Source organism: Plantibacter sp. MPB07, assembly GCF_046619465.1.
Classification (GTDB): Bacteria; Actinomycetota; Actinomycetes; order Actinomycetales; family Microbacteriaceae; genus Plantibacter; species Plantibacter auratus.
In genome coordinates, this window is sequence record NZ_CP177043.1 from 1969833 (window position 1) to 1993299 (window position 23467).

Below are 23467 nucleotides of genomic sequence, written 5' to 3' on the forward strand. Positions count from 1 at the left end.
ACGCCGCCGGCCGATGCAACCACGCATCGTCCGGCGGCGTCAAGGTGTACGCCCAGGTTCTTCGAACGCGTAGCGTCCCCCTATGACGACCGTCGAGACGCTGGACCCCACTGCCATCGAACGCACCGAGCTGAGCCTGCGCCGGGCAAAGCGCCCGACGTCGATCCTCGCGGGTCCGTATGGTCACCCACTCCATGCGGTCGCCGTCACGATCCCGATCGGTGCATGGACGGCGAGCCTCGTGTTCGACCTCGCCTCACGCTTCGTCGACGATCCGAAGTCGTTCGCGCGCGGGGCGACCTGGCTCGTCGGGATCGGTCTCGTCGGCGCATCCGGAGCAGGGACGCTCGGACTCATGGACCTGCGCACCATCGACCGTGGCACCCCCGCCCGACGGATCGCCCTCACCCACCTCGTGGCGAACGTCGCCGCGGTCACCCTGTTCACCGGCAGCCTGATCATCCGGGCCCGATCACCGCACCACCGAGCGGGCGTCGCAGGCGTCCTGTGCAGCGTGCTCGGGTACGGCCTCGTCGGGCTGTCGGGCGTGCTCGGCGGCGAGCTCACCTACCGCTACGGCGTGCGGGTCGCCGACGAGGAGACCCAGCGCAGCGGCTACTCGCCGAAGCAGGCGCTTCCGGCGCGCTGAGCGCGACCCGCATCGGATCCGCCCCACTCCACGTTCACCGCTCGGTCGGGAGCAGTCCCAGCCGCCGTGCGGTGGCCAGTGCGTCCTCACGGGAGTCGACCCCGAGCTTCCGGTAGACGTTCCGGAAGTGGAACTTCACCGTGTTCGCGGACACGTACAGCGCCTGCGCGATGTCCTGCCGGGTCCGACCCTCCGCGGAGAGCTGGAGGATCCGGCGCTCGGTGGCGGTGAGCTCCACGAGCTGCACGGTCTCCGGCGTCGGCTCGGGACTCGAGGCGAGTGTCCGCTCGATCCGCGCATGGGTCTCGCTGGGCGACATCGTGCCGAGGAGGTGTCGAAGCGGCCTGCGCGGCGCGACCACGAACGGTGTGAGCATCCCGGTCCGCGCCGTCGTCGCGATCGCCTGCAGGAGATGCCGCCGACCGTCCTCGTCCGAGTCGTCGGCGAGCGCCGAGGTGATGAGCAGCTCCGTCTGCGCACCGGCGTCGATGTGCTCCTCTGCGAGCCCGGCGGTGGCGAGTTCCCGCGCGAGGGGTTTGCGGTCGGTCAGGAGCGCGAGCCGCGAGGCGACCGCCGCGGTGTGGGCGTTCCGGTCACGGCCGTCGAGGAGGACGCTGGCCTCCGTCGGACGGTCGAGGGCGAGGAGGAGTGACGCTTCCACGGCGTCGAGGAGTCGCTCCGACCCGGCATGACGCAGGCTGCGACCGGCGAACACGCGGGTGCGTTCGATGAGCTGCAGCGCCGCCCGTCGATCGCCCCAGAGGAGTGCGTGCTGCGCTTGCGCGTAGGTGATGAACGGCGCCCAGGACCGCTCGCGGTTGACCTGGAGCTCGAGCGTCGCGAGCGCCGCCTCCGCCGCCGCCCGGTCGACGCGGGCGATGGCGATCAAGGCCCGGGCGATGGCACCCGACAGTTGGACCAGCGGGACCATCCACCCGTGCGCGCCGCCCCCGTCGTCGTGGCGTCCGAGCCAGCGGTCCGCCTCCACGATCTCGCCGCGCACCGCGTAGAGCAGGGCGAGCTTGCCGGAGGCGTCACCGCCGTTCCGGCCGTCCCACGACTCGTGTCGGAGCTCGTACGCCTCGCGGAGCACGAGGCTCGCCTCATGGAGGTCACCTACGAGCAGTTTCGTGATCCCCACCTGCAACAGGGCGGTGGGGACGCGGGGCGCGAACTCGGTCGGGCGGTGCACGCGGGCCCGCCGCGCGAGCTCCTCGGTGATCCGCGCGTAGTGCAACGCGCGCTGGTGCCGACCGTGCACGCGGTAGGCGATCATGAACGCCGTCGATGCGCTCAGGCTGATGCGCGCGAGCTCGGTGCGAGCTCGGTCCCGGAGGTCGTCGGGATCGGTCGGGAGCTGGAACCGCCCCACCGACTGGTCGAGTGCCTCGGTCTCCCCACGGATGTTGAGCCGGATCTCCCGGACGGCGAAGACGATGGGGTGGTTCGAGAGCACGCGCGCCGGGAGCGCCTGCAGCGCACGGTCGAGCGTCGCGAGGTCGAGCGCCATGAGGATCCCCCACTCGTACTCGATCACCGAGACGACCGTGTCCCAGTCCTCCTCCTGGATGGCCGTGGTGAGGAGACGGGTGACCGGGGCGACGTCCGTGGGGTGGAGGAACCCCGCCCCGAGGGAGGGAAAGTACCTATTCCGACCGATGTGCACGGGTCAACCCTAGGTGACCCTCACCTGTCGGGGAACACCCGGGGCAGGATGCGGGGTGGTCTTTGGCCGATCCGCCCGGACCGCGTCGGGGTTGCCGCTCTACTGATCCTCGGCCCCTCAGCTGGGGCCAGGTTTTCGGCGGGCGCACCGCCGCTTCACGGGGAAGGCAGCACACATGCAGCAGCACACGGGTCGAAGGAGTCACCGCGCACGGTGGCGGAACCGGTGGGGGGCACCGTCCGCCGCTCGCGCGACCATGGGGATCATCGGGGTGACCGTCCTGTCGGCGCTCTCGCTCGTCGGGGTCGGCTCGAGCGCGCAGGCGCTGCCCGGGACGCCGGGGACGCCGCAGTCGGGCTCGATCGTCTACGCCGAGGACTTCGAGAACGGAGCGACGTCGCCGACGTACATCGAGGACTACGTCGGCGCCGACGGCACGCGCTACACCGCGGACGCCTCCTGGCGCGACCACGCCCAGTGCAACGGCAACGTGACGAGCTTCGCCTCGTCAGCGGAGCCGCAGTGTTTCGCGGAATCGGCGTCCGGTGAAGGACGCACGCGGCAGCTCGCCTGGGCCCTCGGCGCCGGCGACACGGCCAACCACTCCGTGAGCGCCTGGACGTCGCAGCAGAACCTCACCATGAACCCGCCGAACGCGGTCGAGTTCGCGACCGTCGACCCGATCGCGCTCACGAGCGCCGGCCGGTTCCTCACGACCTCGGTGGACCTCGCCGCGGTGTCCTGCAACGCGTCGCAGCAGCCCGTCCTCGAGTTCTTCCTCACCGACGACCAGGGCGACGCGCACTCCGTCGGTGCCGTCAACGGGTGCACCGCAGCCGGTTCCCGCTCCGTCACCGCGCCGGCGACCGGTGCGGCCGGGGCGGAGAACGTCCGCGTCGGCACCTACGTCTCGCCGGGAGCCGTCCTGCTCCCCGGGGCGACCGTCGGCATCGTCGCCCGCAACCTGACCGGCGGCGGCACGGCCGGCAACGACCACGCCTTCGACAACATCCAGGTGCTCGACGTCTCCCCGCAGCTGGACAAGTCGTTCAGCCCGGCGAGCGTCGTCGCCGGTGAGACGTCCACGCTGACCCTCACGATCACCAACACCGACGAGCTCGCGGCGAAGAACGGCTGGTCCTTCACGGACGCGCTGCCCGCCGGCCTGACGATCGCCGACGGCGACGCCTCGACCACCTGCCCGTCGGGTGTGGTCACCGCGCCCGAGGGCGGCTCGTCGATCGACGTCACCGGGAACCTCAGCCAGGGCATGACCTCCTGCGCCGTCACCGTCGAGGTCACCTCACCCGTCGCCGGGACGTTCACGAACGGTCCCGACAACATCACGAGCGTGGGCCTCAACCCGCCGGCCGACGCCACGGTCGAGTTCGTGCCGCAGGCTCCCGCGATCACCGTCGTGAAGTCCGCGTCACCAGCTGCTGCGGAGTACGCCGTCGGTGACGAGATCACCTACTCCTTCCTCGTCACCAACACCGGCAACGTGCCGCTCACCGACGTCCAGGTCGACGAGGGCGCGTTCACCGGGACCGGTGACCTCTCCGACGTCGTCTGCCCGCCGGGAGCGGCGACGCTCGCCCCCGCGGCGGCCGTCACCTGCGAGGCCACCTACACGATGACGCAGGCCGACATCGATGCCGGGACCGTCTCCAATTCGGCCACCGCGACCGGGACCCCGCCGCAGGGCCAGCCACCGGTCTCACCGCCGTCCGAGGTCACCATCCCGGGCGTGGCCCAGGCCCCGGCGCTCACCGTCGCGAAGTCGGCGACGCCGACGACGGTCGCGAACGCCGGCGAGGACGTCACCTACTCGTTCCTCGTCACCAACACCGGCAACGTCACCCTGACCGACGTCTCGATCATCGAGGGCGAGTTCACCGGCACCGGCGAGCTCGCCGACGTGGTGTGCCCGGCCGCAGCCGGCTCGCTCGCCCCGGCGGCGACCGTCACCTGCGAGGCGAGCTACACGGTCACGCAGGCCGACGTCGACGCCGGCTCGGTGACCAACTCGGCGACCGCGACCGGCACCCCGCCGGCAGGCGGCACTCCCCCGGTCTCACCGCCGTCGGAGACCACGGTCGAGTTCCCCGCAGCGCCCGCCATCACGGTGGCGAAGTCCGCGACGCCGACCACAGTCGCGAACGCCGGCGAGGACGTCACCTACTCGTTCCTCGTCACCAACACCGGCAACGTCACGCTGACGAACGTCGGGGTCGTCGAGGGCGACTTCACCGGCACCGGTGAGCTGTCCCAGGTCGTCTGCCCGCCGGCGGCCGGCTCGCTCGCTCCCGCCGCGACGGTCACCTGCGAGGCCACCTACACGGTGACCCAGGCCGACGTCGACGCGGGATCGGTCACGAACAGCGCGACCGCGACCGGCACTCCGCCGAACGGCGGCACTCCCCCGGTCTCGCCGCCATCGGAGACCACCGTCGCGTTCCCGGCGACACCCGCCATCACGGTCGTGAAGTCGGCCGATGCGGTGGCCCAGGACGGCCTCGCGGTCGGCCAGGTCGTCACCTACTCCTTCCTCCTCACCAACACCGGGAACGTCACGCTGACGAACCCGACGGTGGTGGAACGGGAGTTCTCCGGCGCCGGCGAGCTGTCCGACGTCGTCTGCCCGGCCGAATCCGCTTCGTTGGCACCGGGCGCGACGATCACCTGCGAGGCCACCTACACGGTCGTGCAGGCCGACGTCGACGCGGGTCTGATCACGAACTCGGCGACCGCGACGGCGACGCCGCCGAACAGCGTGAACGGTGTCCCGCCGGTCTCGCCGCCGTCCGAGGTCACGATCCCGTCGCCGCCCGTCCCCGGCCTCTCGGTGGTCAAGACGGCCGACGTCGAGCGGGCCACGACCGCGGGACAGGTCATCACCTACTCGTTCCAGGTGACGAACACCGGCAACGTCACCCTGCGTGACGTCGCGGTCCAGGAAGGTGACTTCACCGGCACGGGCACGCTGTCCGCGATCACCTGCCCGACGGGCACGGCGCTCCTCGCCCCCGGGCTCCAGGTCGTCTGCACCGCGACCTACACGGCCACCCAGGCTGACCTGAGCGCGGGCTCGATCCGCAACACCGCGTTCGGGACCGGCGTGACGCCGGGCGGCGAGTCGTTCACCTCCGACCCGTCCACGGCGACCGTGAGCACGCCGGGTCCGGTGCTCGCCTCGACCGGAACGACCGTCGCACCACTGGTGGTCGGAGCGGCGATCCTGCTGCTGCTCGGTACCGGGCTCGTCATCCGACGCCGCCTCGTCACCGGGCGCTGACCCGGACCTGACCGATCGGGCGGGTCGAGCCTTCGGGCTCGGCCCGCCCGTCGTCCTTCCACCACCACTACCCTGTTGAGGCCATGAGAACCGCGACCACCACGACCCTGCTCCGCTGCGCGGCCTTCGGCGCCGTCGGTGCCCTCATCCTGTTCCTCGTCAGCCCGCTGACGTCGACCGCCGCGGTGCTCAACCCCGTGCTCTACGCCGCGATCGCCGCCGTCACGATGGTGATGCCGATGCTCGCCAGGCGTTGGACGGGCGTCCCCGGTGCGACGGTGCTCACCGCAGCCGTCACCGGGCTCCTCGCGCTGCCCGTCACGGCCCTCGGCCCGGCGATCATCGTCGCGCTCGTCGTCCCGGCGGCGGCGATCGACCTGGTGCTCGCCCGCCGACGGCACCCCGCCCGCACGACGACCTGGCTTGCGGCTGCGGCCGGTGGCGTCGCGATCTGGGCGCTGTCCTTCGCGGTGATCTCGCCCGACCTCGTCTCACCGGTGCTCGTCATCGTGCTGCTCGCGGTCCGCGTCGTGAGCTACGTCCTCGCCATGGAGCTGGCCGGTCTCGTCGCCGGTCGCCTCCGCCGATCCGGCGTGCGATCAGGGCGTCGCCAGGACGCCCGCCGAGGATCGTCCGACGCCTGATCCGCGTCAGCCTGCAGCCGCAGCATTCCACCGGAGGCGGTCGGGGTCGGCGTCCCACTCCTCCAGCAGCGCTGCACCGGAGGCGACCGGGAAGGTCGTTATCAGGCGCTCGTCGATGCCGTACACGAGCGCGACGGCGTCGGTGTCCGTCGGTTCGCCGAGCCCCAGAACCATCCGACCGGACGGGCCGTCGGCCATCCGTACCGGTCGTGCGAGCAGGTCCTGCGCGGCCGCCGTCACCCGCGACAGCAGGGATGACGCACGGGCCCATGGGACGAATTCGTCGTCAGGGAGCCCGAACGCGCGCGCGAGCGCTCCGTCCAGCCAGCGGTCGCGTTTCAACCCGTAGGGTGTCGGGACCGCCGAGAGCAGGTAGCCGTAGACGTGGAGGAGCCCGGCGTTCCCGACCGGCCAGGCCGCGGCGAGGCCGGCGCGCGCATGCAGCGCCTCGAACAGCGCACGTGGGATCACGGGCCCGCCCGTGTGCTCGTCGATGACGGTCGACGCACCCCACGAGGCGAACCGGCCTGCCACCGTGTCCTCGTCGATCGCCGCACCCAACCAGGAGTGCTCCTCGAGCACGGTCGAGGGTTCGGTCTCTGCTCGTCCCGCGAGCTCCGTCATCATCACAGCACCACAGCATAGGCGGCTCGTGCGTCGGTGAATTCACCCGCCGTTCACCCGCCATGGTGATTGCGTCCACACTCGCCGTCCATGATGGACGCAGCGTCCGCAGGAGCGGCCGTGTGAACGACACGCTCAGAAGGAGCGCCTGTGGCCCCCACCATCCTCTTCGATTTCGACGGCACCCTCGCCCTCGGCGACGGGCCGATCACGGCCTTCGCCCGCGCCATCGCCGAGCGCACCGGCGACACCGGATTCGCGATGCGCGCCGAGGCCGCCCTCGCCGCGTTCACGACCGGCGAGACCGACGCCCGCGACGGGTACGACGCCGTGACCCGGATCGCCCGCGAAGCCGGCGTCGGTGCCGACGTCATCGGCGCGTCCTACGACGACTCCCGCGCGCTGCTCGGCTCGAGCGAAGCGGCGGTCGACTCTCCCGAGAACCTGCCCGCGTTCCTCGAGACGCTGGGCACCCACGCCCGACTCGTCCTGGCGACGAACGCCCCCGGCGACGGCATCACGGCGCTCCTCCAGTCCTGGGGCGTCGCCGAGGTGTTCGACGCCGTGCACTTCACCGTCGGGAAGCCGGCAGGCCTCGTCCCGCTCATCCGTGACGCGCTCGCCGCCGGCCCCGTCCTCGCCGTCGGCGACATCGTCGAGAACGACCTCGCTCCCGCCGCCGAGCTGGGCGCCGACACCGCCCTCGTCGGCGCGACCTTCGAGCGCTCGTCGGCCACAGCCACGATGCGTGGGCGTTCACTCGCCGACCTGTACGACCAGATCATCGCCTGGGCCGCAGCCGCATCGCGCCACCCCGACGCCTCCCAGACCTCCACTCCCGCTCCGTCCGCCTCCTGATCACCCTCCACCCTCGAAAGGCATCCCGAACATGCGCAAGACCCTGCTCCTCACCGGCGTCGCAGCCGTCGCCGCCCTCGCCCTCGCCGGCTGCAGCCCCGCCGCCTCCTCCCCGTCGGCCACGGGCACGGCGTCCTGGCCCGACTCCATCACCATCTCGCTCGTGCCGTCGGTGGAGGGCGAGGACCTCGCCGAAGCCCTCGACCCGCTCACCAGCTACCTGTCGGAGAACCTCGGCATCGAGGTCAACGGGGTCGTCGCGACCGACTACGCCGCGACCGTCGAGGCCCTCGGCAGCGACCAGGCACAGGTCATCATCACCGACGCCGGCTCGCTCTACAACGCGACCGAGCGCTACGACGCGAACCTCGTCCTGCGCGATGTCCGCTTCGGCGCGACCTCGTACGCGTCGGTCGCCTACACGAACAACCCCGACAAGTACTGCGCAGAAGCGCCGGTCATGGTCACCTACGCGGCGAGCGACACCCCGCTCTCGTACTGCAACGGCATCGAGCCCGGCGCAGACGCTGCGACCGGTGCAGGACCGGCCGCGCTGAAGGCCCTCGACAAGATCTCGAAGGGCACCAAGGTCGCCCTGCAGGCCGCGACCTCGCCCGCCGGGTACCAGTACCCCGTGGTCGCGATGCGTGACGCCGGCATCGACACGGACGCCGACATCACCCAGGTCCCGGTGGAGGGCAACAACAACGCGGTCCTCTCCGTCTACAACGGCGACGCCGAGGTCTCGTTCGGCTACTGGGACGCGCGCACGACCGTCCTCAAGGAGGCGCCCGACGTCGCCGACAAGGTCGTCGCGTTCGCCTACACCGAGATGATCCCCAACGGCGGCGTCGCGGTCTCGAAGTCGCTCCCGGCCGACCTCACCAAGCAGCTCACCAAGCTCATGGCGGGCTACGCGGACTCCTCCGATGCGGCGAAGAAGGTCATGTTCGACCTCGTCGGCCTCTCCGGCTGGACCGACAAGACCGCACCGGACGAGATCACCCGCTACGGCGAGATCCTCGACCAGTTCTCGAACTGACCCGCTCCAACCGATCGACCCTCTCCAGGAATCCGGTGCATGAACACTGATCAGCATCGCGCGGAGGCCCGAGCCCAGCTCGCGGCCTCCGCGTCGTGGTCCATCCGTCTCGACGACGTCTCGGTCACCTACCCGAACGGCACGAAGGCGCTCCGCAACGTCTCACTCGACATCGCCGCCGGGGAGATGGTCTCCGTCGTGGGGCTCTCCGGCTCCGGCAAGTCGACGCTCATCCGCACGATCAACGGCCTCGTGCCGGCGACGAGCGGGACCGTCGCCGTCGGGCCGCACACCGTCACCGGTCTGCGCGGCCGGCAGCTCCGTCGTCTGCGCGGGCACGTCGGCATGATCTTCCAGGGCTTCAACCTGGCCGACCGGACGAGCGTGTACCGCAACGTGCTCGTCGGCCGTTTCGCCAGCACCCCGACGTACCGGAACGTCCTCGGCCTGACGACCGCCGCCGACCGGGAGCTCGCCCTGCGCTCGCTCCAGTCGGTCGGCATGCTCGACAAGGTCTGGACTCGCGCGGCGCAGCTCTCCGGCGGGCAGAAGCAGCGGGTCGCGATCGCCCGTGCCCTCACGCAACAGCCGAGCGTCATGCTCGCCGACGAGCCCGTCGCGAGCCTCGACCCGCCGACCGCGCACACGGTGATGAACGACCTGCGCCGCGTGAACACCGAGACGGCTCTCACGGTGCTCGTGAACATCCACCTCATGGACCTCGCTCGCACCTACACGACCCGCATGATCGGGCTCCGCGACGGCGAACTCGTCTACGACGGCTCCGCATCCGACGCGACCGAGGCGGACTTCGAGCGGATCTACGGTCGCCCCATCCAGCCCGACGATCGGCTGGACCGATGACGGCGACCAGGACCGACGCGAAGCCGCCGTCCAGGACCGACTGGCAGCTCCCGCCCAGGCCGAGCACCCGACTGCGGACCGCGCTCATCATCGGGGCCGTGGCCGCCTTCACGATCGCCACCTGCCTCCCGGCGATCGGCGGCGTGCAGCTCGACTTCAGCGCGCTCGTCTCCCACTGGGACAACGGTTCCGGTCTGCTCCTCCAGCTCTTCCAACCCGACTTCGCCTTCCTGCCGCGCACGGTGCAACCCATGCTCGAGACGCTCCAGATGGCGCTCGTGGGTGCGGTGGCCGCGGCGTTGCTGTCCGTCCCGCTGACGCTGTGGGCGGCGGCCCCGACGAACCCGAACGGCCTGTCGCGTCGCATCCTGCGCGCGATCTTCAACGTCATCCGAGCGGTGCCCGACCTCGTCTATGCGACCATCCTCGTCGCCATGGTCGGCGTCGGTGCGCTGCCCGGCCTCCTGACGCTCTTCCTCTTCGACCTCGGCATCATCGTCAAACTCGTCTCGGAGGCGATCGACTCCGCCGACCACCCGTACATCGAGGCCGGCAAGGCCGCCGGTGGGACGCAGACGCAGATCAACCGCGTCACCGTCCTCCCGCAGGTCTGGCCGCTGTTCGCGAACCAGTGGCTGTACACCCTGGAGCTCAACGTCCGCATCTCCGCCATCCTCGGCATCGTCGGCGCCGGCGGCATCGGTCGGCTGCTCGACGAACGGCGGGCGTTCTACGCCTACGACGACGTCTCGGTGATCGTCCTCGAGATCCTCGTCGTCGTCGTGCTCATCGAGGTCACGTCCAACCTGCTGCGGAGGCGACTCGTATGACCGCGAACGATCCGAACACGTTGCTCCCCCGCCGTCCCTCGCGACTCGTCCCGACCCTCGCGGCCGTCGCCGTCGGGATCGTCGTCATCGCCGCGACCGCCGGCCTGCCGCTCGACTGGCGCGACCTCGGCACCGTCCCGGCGCAGCTCGTGCACTTCGGCGGGCTCATGTTCGAGAGCCCGAACTGGGAGAAGCTGCCGCGGGCCCTCACCGAGATGTGGCGGTCGATCTCGATGGCCTGGATCGGCGCGATCCTCTGCGTCCTCGTGTCGATCCCGCTCGGCATGCTCGCCGCAGGGTCGGTCGGGCCGGTCTGGGTGCGGCTGCCGCTGCGCGGGGTGTTCGCCGTCATCCGCGCGGTCCCGGAGGTGATCATCGCCCTCATCCTGCTCACGATCACCGGGCTGACTCCGTTCACGGGCGCGCTGGCCCTCGGGATCGCCGGCATCGGCACCCAGGGGAAGTGGGTCTACGAGACGATCGAGTCCGTGCAGGAGGGTGCCTCGGAGGCCGTCCGCGCGGCCGGTGGCGGTACCGCCGAGGTGACGCGCTGGGCGCTCTGGCCTGCCGCCGCCCCTGCACTGCTGTCGCTCGCGCTCTACCGGTTCGAGATCAACATCCGCACCTCGGCGGTCCTCGGGCTCGTCGGAGCGGGCGGGATCGGCAGCATGCTGGCGAACTACACCAACTATCGCCAGTGGGATACAGTCGGGATGCTACTGATCGTGGTGGTCGTCGTGACCATGACGATGGACGCGATCTCGGGTGCCATCCGACGCCGGATCACCCGGGGCCCCGGCATCGCCCGCACCACCCGTACCGCCCTTCCCGCCCGCACGACGAGGAGCCGCAATGTGGACAGGGTCCGCTGACGCCCCGCCGACGGCCAGGATCGCGATGCTCGCGCCGTCGCTCCAGCCGAGCGAACGCCGGGTGGCCGAGACGGTGGCCGAAGACATCGAGGCGAGCATCGAGCGCACCGCCCAAGAGGTCGCCGACCTCGCCGGCGTCGGCCGCGCCACCGTCATCCGCACCGCGCAGTCGCTCGGGTACGAGGGCTACCCGCAGCTGCGGGTCGCCCTCACCCGCGAGGTCGCGCTCGGCACACCGACCGCCCGCGACGATGGCGACCACACGATGCTCGGCACCCTCCGCGGGGCCATCGACCACTTCGCCGGACGCCTCGGCCAGACGACGTCGGCGATGACGGAGGAGACGCTCGAACGGTTCGTCCGTGTGCTCGACGAGGCGCCGAGACTGCTCATCGCGGCGAACGGACTCTCCTCACCGCTCGGTTCCGATCTGGCGATGCGGCTCATCTCGGCCGGCCGGCCGGCCGAGTACCTGCCCGACACGCTCGGGCAGCAGATCGCCGCCACCCACCTCGGCCCGGGCGCGGCGTGTCTGGTCCTGTCGGGCTCGGGTGCGAACCGGGCGTCCGTCGACGTGGCCGCGGCAGCTCGGGCGAGTGGCGCGACCGTCCTCGCGATCACCTCCTTCCCGCGCTCGGCCGTCGCCGAACTCGCCGATGTCGCGCTCGTGGTCGCTCCCATCGACGCGACCTTCCGGGACGAACTCGTGCACACCTCCCGGGCGGCCATCATGCTCGTGACGGAGTCCGTGGTCGGTCTGCTCGTGGGCCGACGGGGCGATCGTGCGCAGCGCGCCCAGTCGGCGACGCTCGCCGTCATCAGCGGCTCGCTGTCGGACGACGCCTCCGACTGACCCGGCTCAGGCCGACCGGCTCGGGCCGGTGCCGGGATCCGCGAGAATGTTCCCCATGCCCCGTCACCGACTGCGTCGTCACCTCCTCACCGCCGTGATCGCGGCCACCGGTTCACTCCTCGTCCTCACCGGCTGCGCTGGCCCGGCGACGACGCCGACCGCGGACACCGACGCGACACTCCGCGTGGGCCTCGTCCTCGAGCCGTCGGACCTGAACATCCGCACGACCTCCGGCGTCGCACTCGAGCAGGTCCTCATCGACAACGTCTACCAGGGGCTGGTCTCGCGCACGACGGACAACGAGATCGTCGACACCCTCGCCGAGCGCCACGAGGTCAGTGCCGACGGGCTCACCTACACCTTCGTCCTCCGCGACGGCGTGACCTTCCACGACGGCGCTCCGCTCACCGCGGCCGACGTGGTCGACTCGCTCACGCAGGTGCAGCAGAACGCGGCGTTCGTCGACCACCTCGACCTGGCGCAGCTCCAGACCGTCACGGCGGTCGACGACCGCACCGTCCGGTTGCAGCTCAGCTCCCCCGACTCCGACCTGCTGTGGGCGCTGACGGGTCGTGCGGGACTCGTCCTCCAGGCCGGGGCGGACAACGACCTGTCGACGACGGCGAACGGCACCGGCCCGTTCACCCTCACGTCGTGGAAGCAGGGCGACAGCATCACCGTCGAGCGGAACGACGACTACTGGGGTGACGCTCCGAAGGTGAAGGAGGTCGTCTTCAGCTACATCCCCGATGCATCCTCGGCCGTCAACGCGACCCTCGCGGGCGAGGTCGACGTGCAGATCGGTCTCGACGCGAATCTGCGGGACCAGGTCGAGCGTGCCGACGGCCTGACGATCGTCGAGGGGAGGACGACCGACAAGTACACCCTCGCCTTCAACAACCAGCGCGCACCGCTCGACGACCCCCTCGTCCGGCAGGCGCTCCGCACGGCCATCGACCACGCTGCCATCGTCGAGGCGGTCGGCGGCGCCGCGGCCCTGCAGTACGGACCGATCCCGGAGCTCGACCCCGGCTACGAGGACCTCAGTGACGTCGTGAGCTACGACCCTGAGGCTGCGAAGGCGCTCCTCGCCCAGGCCGGCCAGGAGGACCTCGCGCTCACGCTCACCGTCCCGAACCACTACGGCACCGCCGCCACCAACGTCCTGGTGTCGCAGTTCAAGGCCATCGGCGTCACCCTCACGGTCGACAGCGTCGAGTTCCCCACGTGGTTGAACGACGTCTACACGAACCACGACTACGACCTCAGTCTCGTGAACCATGTCGAGGCACGCGACGTCCAGCACTGGGCGGACCCGGACTACTACTTCGGCTACGACAATCCGACGGTGCAGTCGTTGGTCGCCGAGGCCAGGGCTGCGACCGACCCCGCGGTCGCGGACGAACGACTCCGCGAAGCCGCAGCGCTGGTCTCGAAGGACCACGCCGCAGACTGGCTCTACACCGGGATCTCCCTCACCGTCGTGCGCGACGGGGTCACCGGCTTCCCCACCGACTTCGTCAGCGAGCACCTCGACCTCCGGGACGTCGCCGTCACCGACCGATCGTCGGCGGGAGGCTAGCCGCGACCCGCACCGCGCGTGGCGGAGGACACCAGGTCGTCCTTCGGCAGCGCCGTGCCGTCCGTGAGGGCCTGCGTCCAGGTGGCCGTCGTCGCGACCGCGGCGAAGTTCGAGTCGAGCAGCGCCATGAGGGTCGTGTGCACCGTCTTCGCGTCGACGGACCCGGCCGCGTTCTCGAGGTTGATCGCACCGGTCGCGTCGGAGAGCACTTCCACCTCGATGCCGAGTTCCTCGGCGCCCGCCGCGGACGCGATGACGCAGTTGTTCGTCATGTACCCGACGAGCGTGACGGTGTCCGCGCCCTGATCGCGCAGCCACGCCTCGAGGTCCGTCCCGGCGAAGACCGAGCCGTACTCCTTCACGACCGGCTTCCACGACGGCTGCGCGCGGCGGGCGACCTCGGGGTGGAGCTCGAACGCGCTCGTGTCCGGGTCGAAGACCGGAGCCCCGCTACCTGATGAGTGCTGGACGACAGCGACCGGGATTCCTGCGGCCGTCGCCGCGTCGATGGCGGTCGCGATCCGCAGGATCGACTCCTCGCGCGGCGGGTACTGGATCGCGAGCGGACCCGCGAAGTACTCCTGCTGGACGTCGATCAGGATCAGGGCGCGGCGGGTCGTGGTCACAGGGAACTCCTCGGTTCGGTGATGGCATCGGCACGACGCCGTCTCCATCCTCCCTCGGAAGCGGACGACGCGCGCCACCGATAGTCTCGGCGCATGGGGATCAGGGGTGCGGGGATGCGGTCGGTCGGGATCAGCGCGGGGCTCGCCGTGATGGTGGTGCTGTCGGCGTCGGCGTGCGGATCGTCCGCGACGCCGAACGCGTCGCCGACCTCCGATGCACCGAGCACCCCGGCGTCGGCCGACCTCCTCGCGTGCAGCGACCTCGCATCGCTCGACACCGTCGCCGGCGTCCTCGCTGCTGAACCGGCTGACGTCGTCGAGGCCGTGCAGCCGTCCGATGCCGTGGATCTGGCCGTCCTGACGGCGGCCGGCGGGCTCGCCTGCTCCTGGCGGGTGGGCGCCGGCCAGCAGATGATCGGCGATGGAGCGGGCGACTGGGCCTACCTCTCGATCGAGATCCTGCCGGGCGCTGCCGACGACTGGGCGCCGCCCTACGCCGGCGACACACCGTCCGAGGACACGAGGACGATCGCCGGTGTCGAGGCGACCACCTCGTCGGGCGAGACCGGGTGGCGCGTGTCGGCGCCCGTCGGCTCGGCCTGGGTCGAGCTGTCGATCACCGCCTCCGGACTGACCTCCATCGGCAGCCGGTTCGAGGGGACGCCGGCGGGCGAGGTCCTCGACAACCTCGCCACGGCGGCGGAGACCACGTTCACGACGGTGGAGCCCGCCTCCGAGGCGCAGCTCGCCTGGCCCGCGCTCGCGCCGCGCGAGGGCGACGCGACCTGCGACGGCGGGCTGGACGAGGCCGGGATCGTCTCCGCACTGCAATATGGCGAGGCCACCACCACCTACACCGTCATCGATCCGCGGGCACAGCCGATCGGCGATCTGGAGGATGCGGCGAGCGCCCGAGTCGGTGCGTTCAGCTGCGAACTCTTCGCGGAGGGCTTCGGGTACACCGACATCCTGGCGGTGCAGAACGGTGCACCGATCATCGACGAGCTGGCAGCCCAGCCCGACATCGCTGGCGCGCTCCAGCCCATCACGCTCCAGGGCGCGATGGACGGCGAATCCGCGCTCGTCGCTCGTCGTTCGGACGGTCCGCGTTCGCCGCTCTACTTTTCCCTCGGCGTGTGGTTCTTCGCCGTCAGCTCCGGCGACGGAGCACAGACGGTCGCGGAGGCGATCATCGCGCAGGACCAGTAGCGGAGTGACCGACGCTCGCGACGAGCGGCACGACCGTCACGATCGGGTCGGGCTCACTCGCCGGCGGTGTCGAATCCGCAGGTCTGGATGGTCCAGGCGATGAACGCCTGGTAGTCCGGGTCGGTCGCGGCGCTCTGCACGGCCTGCGACTCGGTGAACCTCGGGTCGAGCCCGACGTCGGAGACGAGGCTGTCGGCCGGGAACTCGGCGAGGATCGCTGCGGTCTCCTCAGCGGCGGTCGCGAAGACCTCGGCGCCGGCTGCGACCTCGGCGCTCACGCCGTCCAGCGGCAGGAGGTCGCGGATCGTCGTGACCTGCGCCTGCACGGCCTCGAGGTCCTCGCCGACGGTGCCCGACTTCGCGGTCGCCGCCGCCCGGTTGGCCGCGCAGAACGCCGTGTAGTCGGCGGACCCGTCCGCAACGTCGACGGTCGCCGTGGGAGAAGCCGACGACGACGCCGCGGAGTCCCGGTCCCCGCTGGACGGTGCAGAGCATCCGGCGAGGAGGCCGGCGACGAGGAGGGCGGAGCCCCAGACGAGGGCGAGTCGGCTGCGGTGCGGTGCGGTCATGAACGAGGTCCCCTTCATCGGTCTGCGAGTCGGCGCCATCCATGTTGCCGCACCCGCGCGCGGTCCGGAAGGTCCGCGGCGCGGTCCGGAGCGTGATCTCGTATCGTTGATCGACGTGAGTACCTCCCTTCCCACGACGTTCCCGCTGTCCACCGACCGACTCGTCCTCCGCCTGCACGAACCGTCGGACGTCTCCTGGTTGCTCACGGTCTACTCGCGCCCGGACGTCGCCACCTACCTCCTCGACGAGCCGTGGACGGAGGAGGTCGCACGGACGAAGAGTGCCGAGCGGCTTCAGCGCACCGGCCTGGACAGCCCGGCGCGTGCGCTCGCACTCATCGTCGAGCACGAGGGTGTGCCGGTGGGCGAGGTCCTGCTCTGGTACACCGACCATGAGCGGGGCGTCGCCGAGATCGGCTGGGTCCTCGACCCGGCGCACGGCGGCAAGGGGTTCGCGAGCGAGGCCGTCGGTGCCGTACTCGACCTCGCGTTCAGCACCCCCGGGATGCACCGGGTCGCTGCACAGCTGGACGGGCGGAACACGACGTCGGCGCGGCTCGCGGACCGGGTCGGCATGCGGCACGAGGCCCACCTCCGGCAGAACTGGTGGAGCAAGGGCGAGTGGACCGACACGGTCGTCTTCGGCCTGTTGGCGAGCGACCGCGGCTGAGGCGGTCAACTGGCTCACCCGATCGCGATCGCGGCCGGGCCCGTGAGCGTGCCGACCTGACCCCCCTCGCCACGCCTCAGCCGTCGGTCCCCGTCACCTCGCAGATCCCGCGCTGGGGACGGCGTGTACGTCGGTGATGCCACGCTTCGCCAGCGAAGCCGGATCCGCCGCGGTCCGAGACGTCACGACCGTGACGGGCTCGCCCTGTCGACGCAGCTCGTGCCAACGCTCGAACACGACGCCACCCGGTGCCAGGTCGGCCCGAGCGATCGGGAGATCGTGGTCGTCGACCTCGACGACGACGCCGACCGTGCGTGCGAGCACCCGGTCCCTCGCGCTGCCGCGCGCGTCCGCGACGAGCTCGGCGAAGCGACGGCCGAGCGGCTTGACCGCGTTGTCCACGTCGAGCAGGCCGAGCGAGTACTCGAGGTCCTTGTAGTCGCCGAGCGACCGGGACACGTCGTGCGAGCACCACCAGGTGATCCCGCACAGACCGGGCGAGGAGAGCGCGGCCTCCACCGTCCGGGCCGCGAACTCCGGCATCTCGGTGTCCGCCAGGTTCATCGACGGAGCACCGACCTCCTGCAGCCGCACCTGACGCCCCGAGTCCGTCGCGAACGCCTTCGACAGCTCGATCGTCCACTCGATGTTCTGCGAACTCGCCCTCACCGTCGTGGACGATGAGCGAGCACGCCTGACGCGGTTCGCCTGACGCGGTTCGCCTGAGGACTCAGTGGCGCTCCGGATGGATGATCAGGAGCGGGTCGTCGACCGCCAGACGCTCCAGCACCTCGTCCGTCGTCGACCGTTTCGCCTCCTCGACGTCCGCGTCGGTCAGCGCGACGGCCTGCCAGAAGGCGACCCGGCCGTTCGGCGTCTCGATGGGGGTGACCACCGGGTCAGCGGTGACGGCGAGGGTCGTGAGGGTGCCGTCGGGATCGTCGGTCACGCCGTCGGCGAGCCGGATCCGGTCCCCGAGCCACAACTCCTGCGGCCCACTGCGCACATACTGCGCGAGGACGATCAGCGCGCGGTACGGCCACTGGGGCGGCGTCTCGTCGGCCGGTGACCGGCGCACGCGCATCGTGAGCTCGTACCCGAAACCGCTGGTCGTCGGATCGTCGGAGTCCTTGCCCCACAGCTCGGTGAGCCCGTAGGTGACGTAGAACCAGTGGTCGGGGCCCGGCAATGCCGAACACCCCTGCAGGGCGGACCCGAAGTGCAGTCCGGGCGAGTAGGCGACATGGAACTCGCGGGCACCCGGATAGTGCTGCGACACCGCCTGCGTGACGGCGTCCCATCCCCGCTCGTCGAGGTCGTCGAGGTCGGCAGCCTTGGCGGGCTCCGGCTCGCTCGCGGCGGGTGACATCGGTGGCTGCTGGGATTTGCGTCGGAAGAAGCCCATGCGACGAGTGTAGGCATCGGTCGCTCGGACGCGGCCACGGAGGCGGACGCGTCCAGCACATAGGCCGTCGGATGAGGGCGGATCAAGGGAGCCGCCATCGATCACGGCGGCGATACAGTGAACTGGCCCGACACCGGGCGGGACACCTGGGAGGCCCGATGCCACGCTGGATCGAAGGCACGGAGCGCCACCCCCGGTTCGGCCTGTTGAGCCGGAGTCAGGGGCCGCTGGCGCTTGGGGTGGGGATCGTCACGGCGATCGTCGGCATCACCAGCCCGGCCGTCCTCCGGGTCACCGAGCTCCAACTGGCTTGGGCCGTGATGGGACTCGCGCTCGCCGCGACACTCGCGCTTCCGTGGGAGCGGATCGCGCGCCCGTGGGCGCTCACCCTCGTCAGCGCCGACCTCGCCGTCGTGGGACTCGTGAACCATGCGGTGTCCCCCGTCCTCGGCGCATCGATCGTGCTACTCGCCTTCCCGGTGCTCTGGCTGTCCTACAGCTTCGGGCGCCTCGGCGTCGTCCTCGCTCTCGTGGGGAGCGTGCTCGTCATCTGGCTGCCCAGCCTGCTGTACGGCGAGGGTCCCGAGAGCGCGCAGGACCAGAGTGATCTCGTCGCGCTCACCCTGCTGCTGGTGCTGGTCATCATCGCTGTCGGCCTGCAGTCGCAGCGGTTCGAACGCGCTCAGGCGAGCGTGCGGGCCGAGGGCGAGGCGAAGGTCGAAGCTTTGGAGCGGCAGAACAGGCTGGCCGTGATGCTCCGCACCGTCGCCGACGAGGTGAACGTCGGGCTGGTCTTCTTCGACGAGCACGGAGACCAGATCCTCAACAACCGGCTCGCTGTGGAACTCGCGGCGCTGGCCGGCTACGACGCGTCGACCGGGGGCGCCCGTTTCATCTGGGCGGCGGACGGCGTCACCCCGCTGGCGACGGAGGACCAACCGGTCGTGCGGGTCCTCGACGGACAGGACGTCCGCGACTTCTTCTACTGGGTGGGGCCTCCCGGCAAGCAACGAGCCCTCGTCGCGAACGGCCGACCGGTCAGTGGCGCGGACGGCGAACCGAACGGAGCACTCCTGGTCGGACAGGACGTGACCGAGCTCACCGAAGCCGTCCGGATGCGCACCGAGTCGCTCACGAGCCTCAGCCACGAACTCCGGACACCGCTCACGAGCATCCTCGGGTACCTCGACATGCTCGAGGACGACGCGGACGTCGCGCCCCGGGTGCAGGCCCAGCTCACCGTCATCCGCCGGAGCGCCGATCATCTCGGGCGCCTGGCTGAACAGTTCCTCGCAGCGAGCGCACCCCACCTGGAGATCACCGACGAACCCGTCGACCTGAGCGCCATCGTCCTCGAGGCGGCCGACGAGCGACGACGACTCGGCCTGCCCGACGGCGTGGATCTGCGCACGGCTGCCGTGCCGACGCTGCAGCTCGTCGGCGATCGAGCACGCCTCCGCGAGTTGCTCTCGATCATGCTCGACAACGCGGTGACCTACACCCGTGCCGGCGAGATCTTCCTGAGCGTGCGCTCGGACGGTGTGGATGCGGTCATCCGCGTCACCGACACGGGGATCGGCATCCCGACGGACGAACTCGCCCGGGTCTTCGAACGGTTCCACCGGGCCGGGAACGTGCGCGAGGAGACGATCCGTGGTTCGGGTCTCGGACTCACCATCGCCAGATCCATCGCGCAGGCGCACCGTGGCACGATCGAGGCGTTCGCCACCGGAGACCCCGGTACGACCTTCATCGTCCGCCTCCCGCTGGCCCGCCGGAACCGCTCGGCCGGCTGACACCGCCGACGAGGTGTCAGCGCGCCGGGGTCGTCGCTCTCGTCGGAGACAGCGATCAGGACCGAGGACCCATGCAAGTGCGCCGAACTCATCGCTGGCTACGTCCAGGCTGGTCGTCACGTCCGCGAAACGAGAGTCAAACCGGGAACCGGCGAGCAGCGCGTGTCCGGCGCACCCCTTGGGGGCACGGTCAGCGGAGGGGTGACCGCGCCAGTACCGCGGGGTCCTGACCCTCGCGGAGAGGAAGCAGGCTGTAGAGCACACGGTACGGGCCCTTCGCCGGTGTGTTGCTGTACTGCTCCGGGCGGGTCAGCAGGTCCCAGTTCCCGCCCTGCACCCCTTCCTGCGCTGCGTCCACGCGGACGACGGTCCGCCAGGATGCGGGCACCTCGTGCCAGTGGCGATGTCCCGCGAGCTCGTCAGGACTGTTCGGCTGGGCGTTGAGGTACATGCTTCCCTCAGCCACGATCAGCACACCGCTGCCGGCGTCGTCGGTCAGCGTCGCCCAGCGGGTGTCGGCTTTGTTCCCGGTGTCCTGCGGTCGGCTGTATCTCGTGATCTGGTCCGCGACCCTCCCCGAGTATCGGCCGAAGAACGCAGAGCTGTGCCGGTCGGCGGTCGACTCCCATGGCCCCCGTCCGTACCACTCGAGGTTCGCAAGTTCGGGCCGGAGCCCGAAGGTGGTCCCGACGACCTGCGGATTGGGCGTGTCGGGCACGGGTTCGAACGTCGACAGCACGTCCACCTGGCCGTCGCCATGGATCGTGTAGACGATGGACTGCGGCGACGTCGTGATGCGCTGGCTCGGGCGGAACGGCACCGTGGTCGTGACGGACCCGCTCACGATGATGCGGACCGCGCCGGGCGTGTGGGTCGTCTCGACCGAGCTGACGGCCCAGGCCTCGCCGACACCACGCCAGGGCAGCGACGGCTCCGGGTGGGTCTCCCTGAACTCCGGGATGGACAGCTCGGGGTCGTTCGGGGCACGCCAGTAGTTCGGCATGAGGCCGCTCGCGAGCAGCTCCCGCCCGTCGTATCGCAGCGACGTCATCCGCCCCGTCATGCGGTCGACGGTGACCGAGAAGCCGGTCCCGTGGACCTCGATCAAGCCATCGCTCTCCTGGAGTCGAGGCGCTGCTGCGTCCGACACAGCTGGCGGTTCCGGCGCAGCCCCCGGCACGGAGAGGGCGAACTGGGCTCGGGCGACGACGCGGCCTGCTGGCGCCCACCGAGTCGGTGCGTCGAGCTCGATCGAGAGCTCGAGTCGGTACTCGGCTCGGTGACGCCGCTCCGCCGGCAGTTCGCACGGCAGGGTGACCTCCGCACGCTGCGACGGCCCGATCGACAGTGCAGTGCCGATGATCGTTCCGCTGCTGACGGCTCGACCGTCCTCGGTGACCGCCCACCGCAATCGGTGCTCGTCCAGGCTCGTGAACAGGTACTCGTTCGTGATCGCGACGACCCAGCTGTCGGGATCCAGGAGCGTCATGCTCACCGGTTGATGCGCCAGCTTGGCCTCCTGCAGCTTCGGCGTCGGCGTGCGGTCGGCGAGCACCAGCCCACTCATATGGGCTCCCTCCTCATTGGGATCGTCGCCCCAGTCGCCGCCGTAGGCGAGGAATTCCTCCCCCGGCCGCCCCGGCACGTCCCACCACAGTCCCTTGTCGGCCCAGTCCCAGAGGAAGCCCCCGAGCACCTGGCCGGGCTGTTCCCGGATCGCGTTCCAGGTCTCGTCGAGATAGCCGGAGGTGTTGCCCTGGCTGAACGCGTACTCGACGAGGAGGTACGGCCTCGGGTCTCGGGTCGCTCGCTCGATCAGCTGCGGGACCGGTGGGTAGAAGTCGCCGTCGAAGTCGGAGTGGTCCGACGGGACGATCGGCGAACCGGAGCCGGTCGAGTCCTGATAGCTGACCGGCCGTGAAGGGTCGTAGGCCTTGGCCCAGTCGTACATGGCCCGCAGATTCGAACCGACGCCCGATTCGTTGCCGATCGACCACGCGATCACGCAGGGATGGTTCTTGTCCCGGTCGACCATGTTCCGCATGCGCCAGAGCAGTGGTGCTCGGAGCTCGGGGCGATCTCCCGGGATGTTCGGCCGTCCGTCGCCGTCGACTCGGTTGATGTGGGTCTCGTTGTTCGCCTCGTCGAAGATGTAGAGCCCGTACTCGTCGGCGAGCTCGTACCACCGGGGGTCGTTCGGGTAGTGGGAGGTGCGGACGGCGTTGATGTTGTTCCGCTTCATCAGGGTGATGTCGGCGACCATGTCGTCCAGGCTGAGGGTGCGACCGGTCCGCGGGTTCCACTCGTGTCGGTTGACGCCTCGGATCGAGAGCGGCCGGCCGTTGATCAGGAACACGCCGTCGACGATCTCGACGCGTCGGAACCCCACGCGGGTGGACACGCGATCGACGACCGAACCGTCCGTATCCACCAGTTCAACGACGAGGGAGTACAGCTCCGGGTGCTCGGCCGTCCAGAGCCGAGGTGACCGCACGGACTCCGCCAGCGTGGCTGACCCTCCCCCGCCGGACGTCTCCGATGAAACGGATGCGGCATGCGACCAGAGCTGCGGGGCGTCCACGTCAGTCCCGTCGAACAGCGTCCCCCGCGCCTGGAGGCGATCGCCGCGAAGCTCGCCGGGGCCGCCCTGCACCTCGACGTCCAGCTCGAGTATCGCCTCGGACCAGTCGTCCGCGAGTGGAGTCCTGACCGTGAAGTCGCGGATGAACACGGACGGTCTGGAGAGCAGGCCGACACTCCGGAAGATGCCGGAGAGTCGGACGTTGTCCTGATTCTCCAGGTAGGACCCGGTCGACCATCGGTACACCTCGACGGCGAGCACGTTGGACCCCGCGCGCAGGTGCGGCGTCAGCTCGAACTCCCCGCGGGTGTAACTGTCCTCGCGATAGCCGAGGGGATGACCGTTGATCCAGACGGTGTACGCCGACTCCACGCCCTCGAATTGGAGGAACGTCCGCCGACCGTCCCAGTCCGCTGGGAGTTCGAAGCTCGTCCGGTACTGTCCGACCGGGTTGTAGCGGGTCGGGGCGTGCGGGTAGTCGCCGGTCGGAAGCGGCTGCTCGTGGTGGCCGTTCGCGCCGGTCCACGGCAGCACGGTGTTGACCCCGATCGGGAAGTCGTACCCGTGCACCTGCCAGCTCGCGGGGACGGGGAGAAGGTCCCAGTCCGAGTCGTCGACGTCCTCCCGCTCGAAGTCGGGCATCCGGGATGCGGGGTCCGGGGACCAGCGGAACCGCCAGTCACCGTCCAAGCTGAGCCTGAACGGCGAGGCGGAGCGGTCCGCCCGCACCGCACTCGCCAGGCTGTCGTACGTGACCAGCGTGGCGTGTGCGGGTTCGGTCCCCCGCTCGTACACGGCAGGGTCGTTCCATTCGGGTGTCGCGTTCATGGTC

At 70.5% G+C, this 23467-nt stretch carries 20 protein-coding genes; 13 read left to right on the top strand and 7 right to left on the bottom strand.

Annotated elements, in window-relative coordinates; all coding sequences use genetic code 11:
- Window positions 1-82: 82 nt before the first annotated feature.
- Window positions 83-649 (top strand): DUF2231 domain-containing protein, encoded by a 567-nt coding sequence (locus ACLIME_RS09130; protein WP_411558718.1) that lies wholly within the window; start codon window positions 83-85, stop codon window positions 647-649.
- A gap of 34 nt (window positions 650-683) precedes the next feature.
- On the opposite strand, the gene ACLIME_RS09135 is transcribed toward ACLIME_RS09130, so the two are convergent.
- Entirely contained in the window at window positions 684-2315 is a 1632-nt protein-coding gene (locus ACLIME_RS09135) for a LuxR C-terminal-related transcriptional regulator (RefSeq protein WP_411558719.1), read from the bottom strand.
- Window positions 2316-2490: 175 nt separating this feature from the next.
- Between ACLIME_RS09135 and ACLIME_RS09140 the strand changes: the two genes are divergently transcribed.
- Together ACLIME_RS09140 and ACLIME_RS09145 are read left to right on the top strand one after the other, a co-directional pair.
- Window positions 2491-5610 carry a hypothetical protein gene (locus ACLIME_RS09140; protein ID WP_411558720.1) on the top strand — a complete coding sequence of 1040 codons (3120 nt, stop codon included), beginning with the start codon at window positions 2491-2493 and terminating at the stop codon, window positions 5608-5610.
- 83 nt (window positions 5611-5693) lie between these two features.
- Window positions 5694-6254 (top strand): hypothetical protein, encoded by a 561-nt coding sequence (locus tag ACLIME_RS09145; RefSeq protein WP_411558721.1) that lies wholly within the window; start codon window positions 5694-5696, stop codon window positions 6252-6254.
- Between the two features lie 6 nt (window positions 6255-6260).
- Here ACLIME_RS09145 and ACLIME_RS09150 read toward each other — a convergent pair whose 3' ends face one another.
- On the bottom strand, window positions 6261-6878 hold the full coding sequence (locus ACLIME_RS09150; RefSeq protein WP_411558722.1) for an amino acid deaminase: 618 nt from the start codon (window positions 6876-6878) through the stop codon (window positions 6261-6263).
- A gap of 150 nt (window positions 6879-7028) precedes the next feature.
- Here ACLIME_RS09150 and ACLIME_RS09155 point away from each other — a divergent pair, with 150 nt between their 5' ends.
- From ACLIME_RS09155 to ACLIME_RS09185, 7 genes are read left to right on the top strand one after another with little or no spacing between them, the layout of a single operon-like run.
- Window positions 7029-7736, top strand: coding sequence for an HAD family hydrolase (locus ACLIME_RS09155; RefSeq protein WP_411558723.1), 708 nt, complete (start codon window positions 7029-7031; stop codon window positions 7734-7736).
- A gap of 31 nt (window positions 7737-7767) precedes the next feature.
- The gene (phnD, locus tag ACLIME_RS09160) at window positions 7768-8778 is read left to right on the top strand and encodes a phosphate/phosphite/phosphonate ABC transporter substrate-binding protein (protein ID WP_086474191.1); all 1011 of its coding nucleotides are present in this window, start codon (window positions 7768-7770) and stop codon (window positions 8776-8778) included.
- Between the two features lie 39 nt (window positions 8779-8817).
- A complete protein-coding gene (gene phnC, locus ACLIME_RS09165) occupies window positions 8818-9642 on the top strand; it encodes a phosphonate ABC transporter ATP-binding protein (protein ID WP_411558724.1) in 825 nt (274 codons plus the stop codon).
- The gene (gene phnE, locus ACLIME_RS09170) at window positions 9639-10472 is read left to right on the top strand and encodes a phosphonate ABC transporter, permease protein PhnE (RefSeq protein WP_411558725.1); all 834 of its coding nucleotides are present in this window, start codon (window positions 9639-9641) and stop codon (window positions 10470-10472) included. Before phnC ends, phnE (ACLIME_RS09170) begins: the two co-directional genes overlap by 4 nt.
- The gene (gene phnE / locus ACLIME_RS09175) at window positions 10469-11344 is read left to right on the top strand and encodes a phosphonate ABC transporter, permease protein PhnE (RefSeq protein ID WP_411558726.1); all 876 of its coding nucleotides are present in this window, start codon (window positions 10469-10471) and stop codon (window positions 11342-11344) included. The genes phnE (ACLIME_RS09170) and phnE (ACLIME_RS09175) overlap by 4 nt, the downstream gene beginning before the upstream one ends.
- Window positions 11325-12197: a MurR/RpiR family transcriptional regulator gene (locus ACLIME_RS09180; protein WP_411558727.1), complete on the top strand. Its 873-nt coding sequence runs from the start codon at window positions 11325-11327 to the stop codon at window positions 12195-12197. The genes phnE (ACLIME_RS09175) and ACLIME_RS09180 overlap by 20 nt, the downstream gene beginning before the upstream one ends.
- 55 nt (window positions 12198-12252) lie before the next feature.
- Window positions 12253-13779: an ABC transporter substrate-binding protein gene (locus ACLIME_RS09185; RefSeq protein ID WP_411558728.1), complete on the top strand. Its 1527-nt coding sequence runs from the start codon at window positions 12253-12255 to the stop codon at window positions 13777-13779.
- Here the strand turns inward: ACLIME_RS09185 and ACLIME_RS09190 are convergent.
- Window positions 13776-14405 carry an isochorismatase family protein gene (locus ACLIME_RS09190; RefSeq protein ID WP_411558729.1) on the bottom strand — a complete coding sequence of 210 codons (630 nt, stop codon included), beginning with the start codon at window positions 14403-14405 and terminating at the stop codon, window positions 13776-13778. The two genes, ACLIME_RS09185 and ACLIME_RS09190, sit on opposite strands and share 4 nt — an antisense overlap.
- A 93-nt stretch (window positions 14406-14498) precedes the next feature.
- Here ACLIME_RS09190 and ACLIME_RS09195 point away from each other — a divergent pair, with 93 nt between their 5' ends.
- Window positions 14499-15614, top strand: coding sequence for a hypothetical protein (locus ACLIME_RS09195; RefSeq protein WP_411558730.1), 1116 nt, complete (start codon window positions 14499-14501; stop codon window positions 15612-15614).
- A 53-nt stretch (window positions 15615-15667) separates the two neighbouring features.
- On the opposite strand, the gene ACLIME_RS09200 is transcribed toward ACLIME_RS09195, so the two are convergent.
- Window positions 15668-16183, bottom strand: a complete 516-nt coding sequence (locus ACLIME_RS09200) for a hypothetical protein (RefSeq protein ID WP_411558731.1) — start codon at window positions 16181-16183, stop codon at window positions 15668-15670.
- A 115-nt stretch (window positions 16184-16298) separates the two neighbouring features.
- Here ACLIME_RS09200 and ACLIME_RS09205 point away from each other — a divergent pair, with 115 nt between their 5' ends.
- Window positions 16299-16853: a GNAT family N-acetyltransferase gene (locus tag ACLIME_RS09205; RefSeq protein WP_411558732.1), complete on the top strand. Its 555-nt coding sequence runs from the start codon at window positions 16299-16301 to the stop codon at window positions 16851-16853.
- 93 nt (window positions 16854-16946) lie between these two features.
- Here ACLIME_RS09205 and ACLIME_RS09210 read toward each other — a convergent pair whose 3' ends face one another.
- Both ACLIME_RS09210 and ACLIME_RS09215 read right to left on the bottom strand, forming a co-directional pair.
- Entirely contained in the window at window positions 16947-17522 is a 576-nt protein-coding gene (locus tag ACLIME_RS09210) for a hypothetical protein (RefSeq protein ID WP_411558733.1), read from the bottom strand.
- Window positions 17523-17583: 61 nt separating this feature from the next.
- Window positions 17584-18258, bottom strand: a complete 675-nt coding sequence (locus tag ACLIME_RS09215) for a suppressor of fused domain protein (RefSeq protein WP_411558734.1) — start codon at window positions 18256-18258, stop codon at window positions 17584-17586.
- Window positions 18259-18416: 158 nt separating this feature from the next.
- Here ACLIME_RS09215 and ACLIME_RS09220 point away from each other — a divergent pair, with 158 nt between their 5' ends.
- Complete coding sequence (locus ACLIME_RS09220; protein WP_411558735.1) at window positions 18417-20054, top strand: sensor histidine kinase; 1638 nt, start codon at window positions 18417-18419, stop codon at window positions 20052-20054.
- A 190-nt stretch (window positions 20055-20244) separates the two neighbouring features.
- Here the strand turns inward: ACLIME_RS09220 and ACLIME_RS09225 are convergent, their stop codons facing one another.
- Complete coding sequence (locus ACLIME_RS09225; RefSeq protein ID WP_411558736.1) at window positions 20245-23463, bottom strand: glycoside hydrolase family 2 TIM barrel-domain containing protein; 3219 nt, start codon at window positions 23461-23463, stop codon at window positions 20245-20247.
- Window positions 23464-23467: the final 4 nt, after the last annotated feature.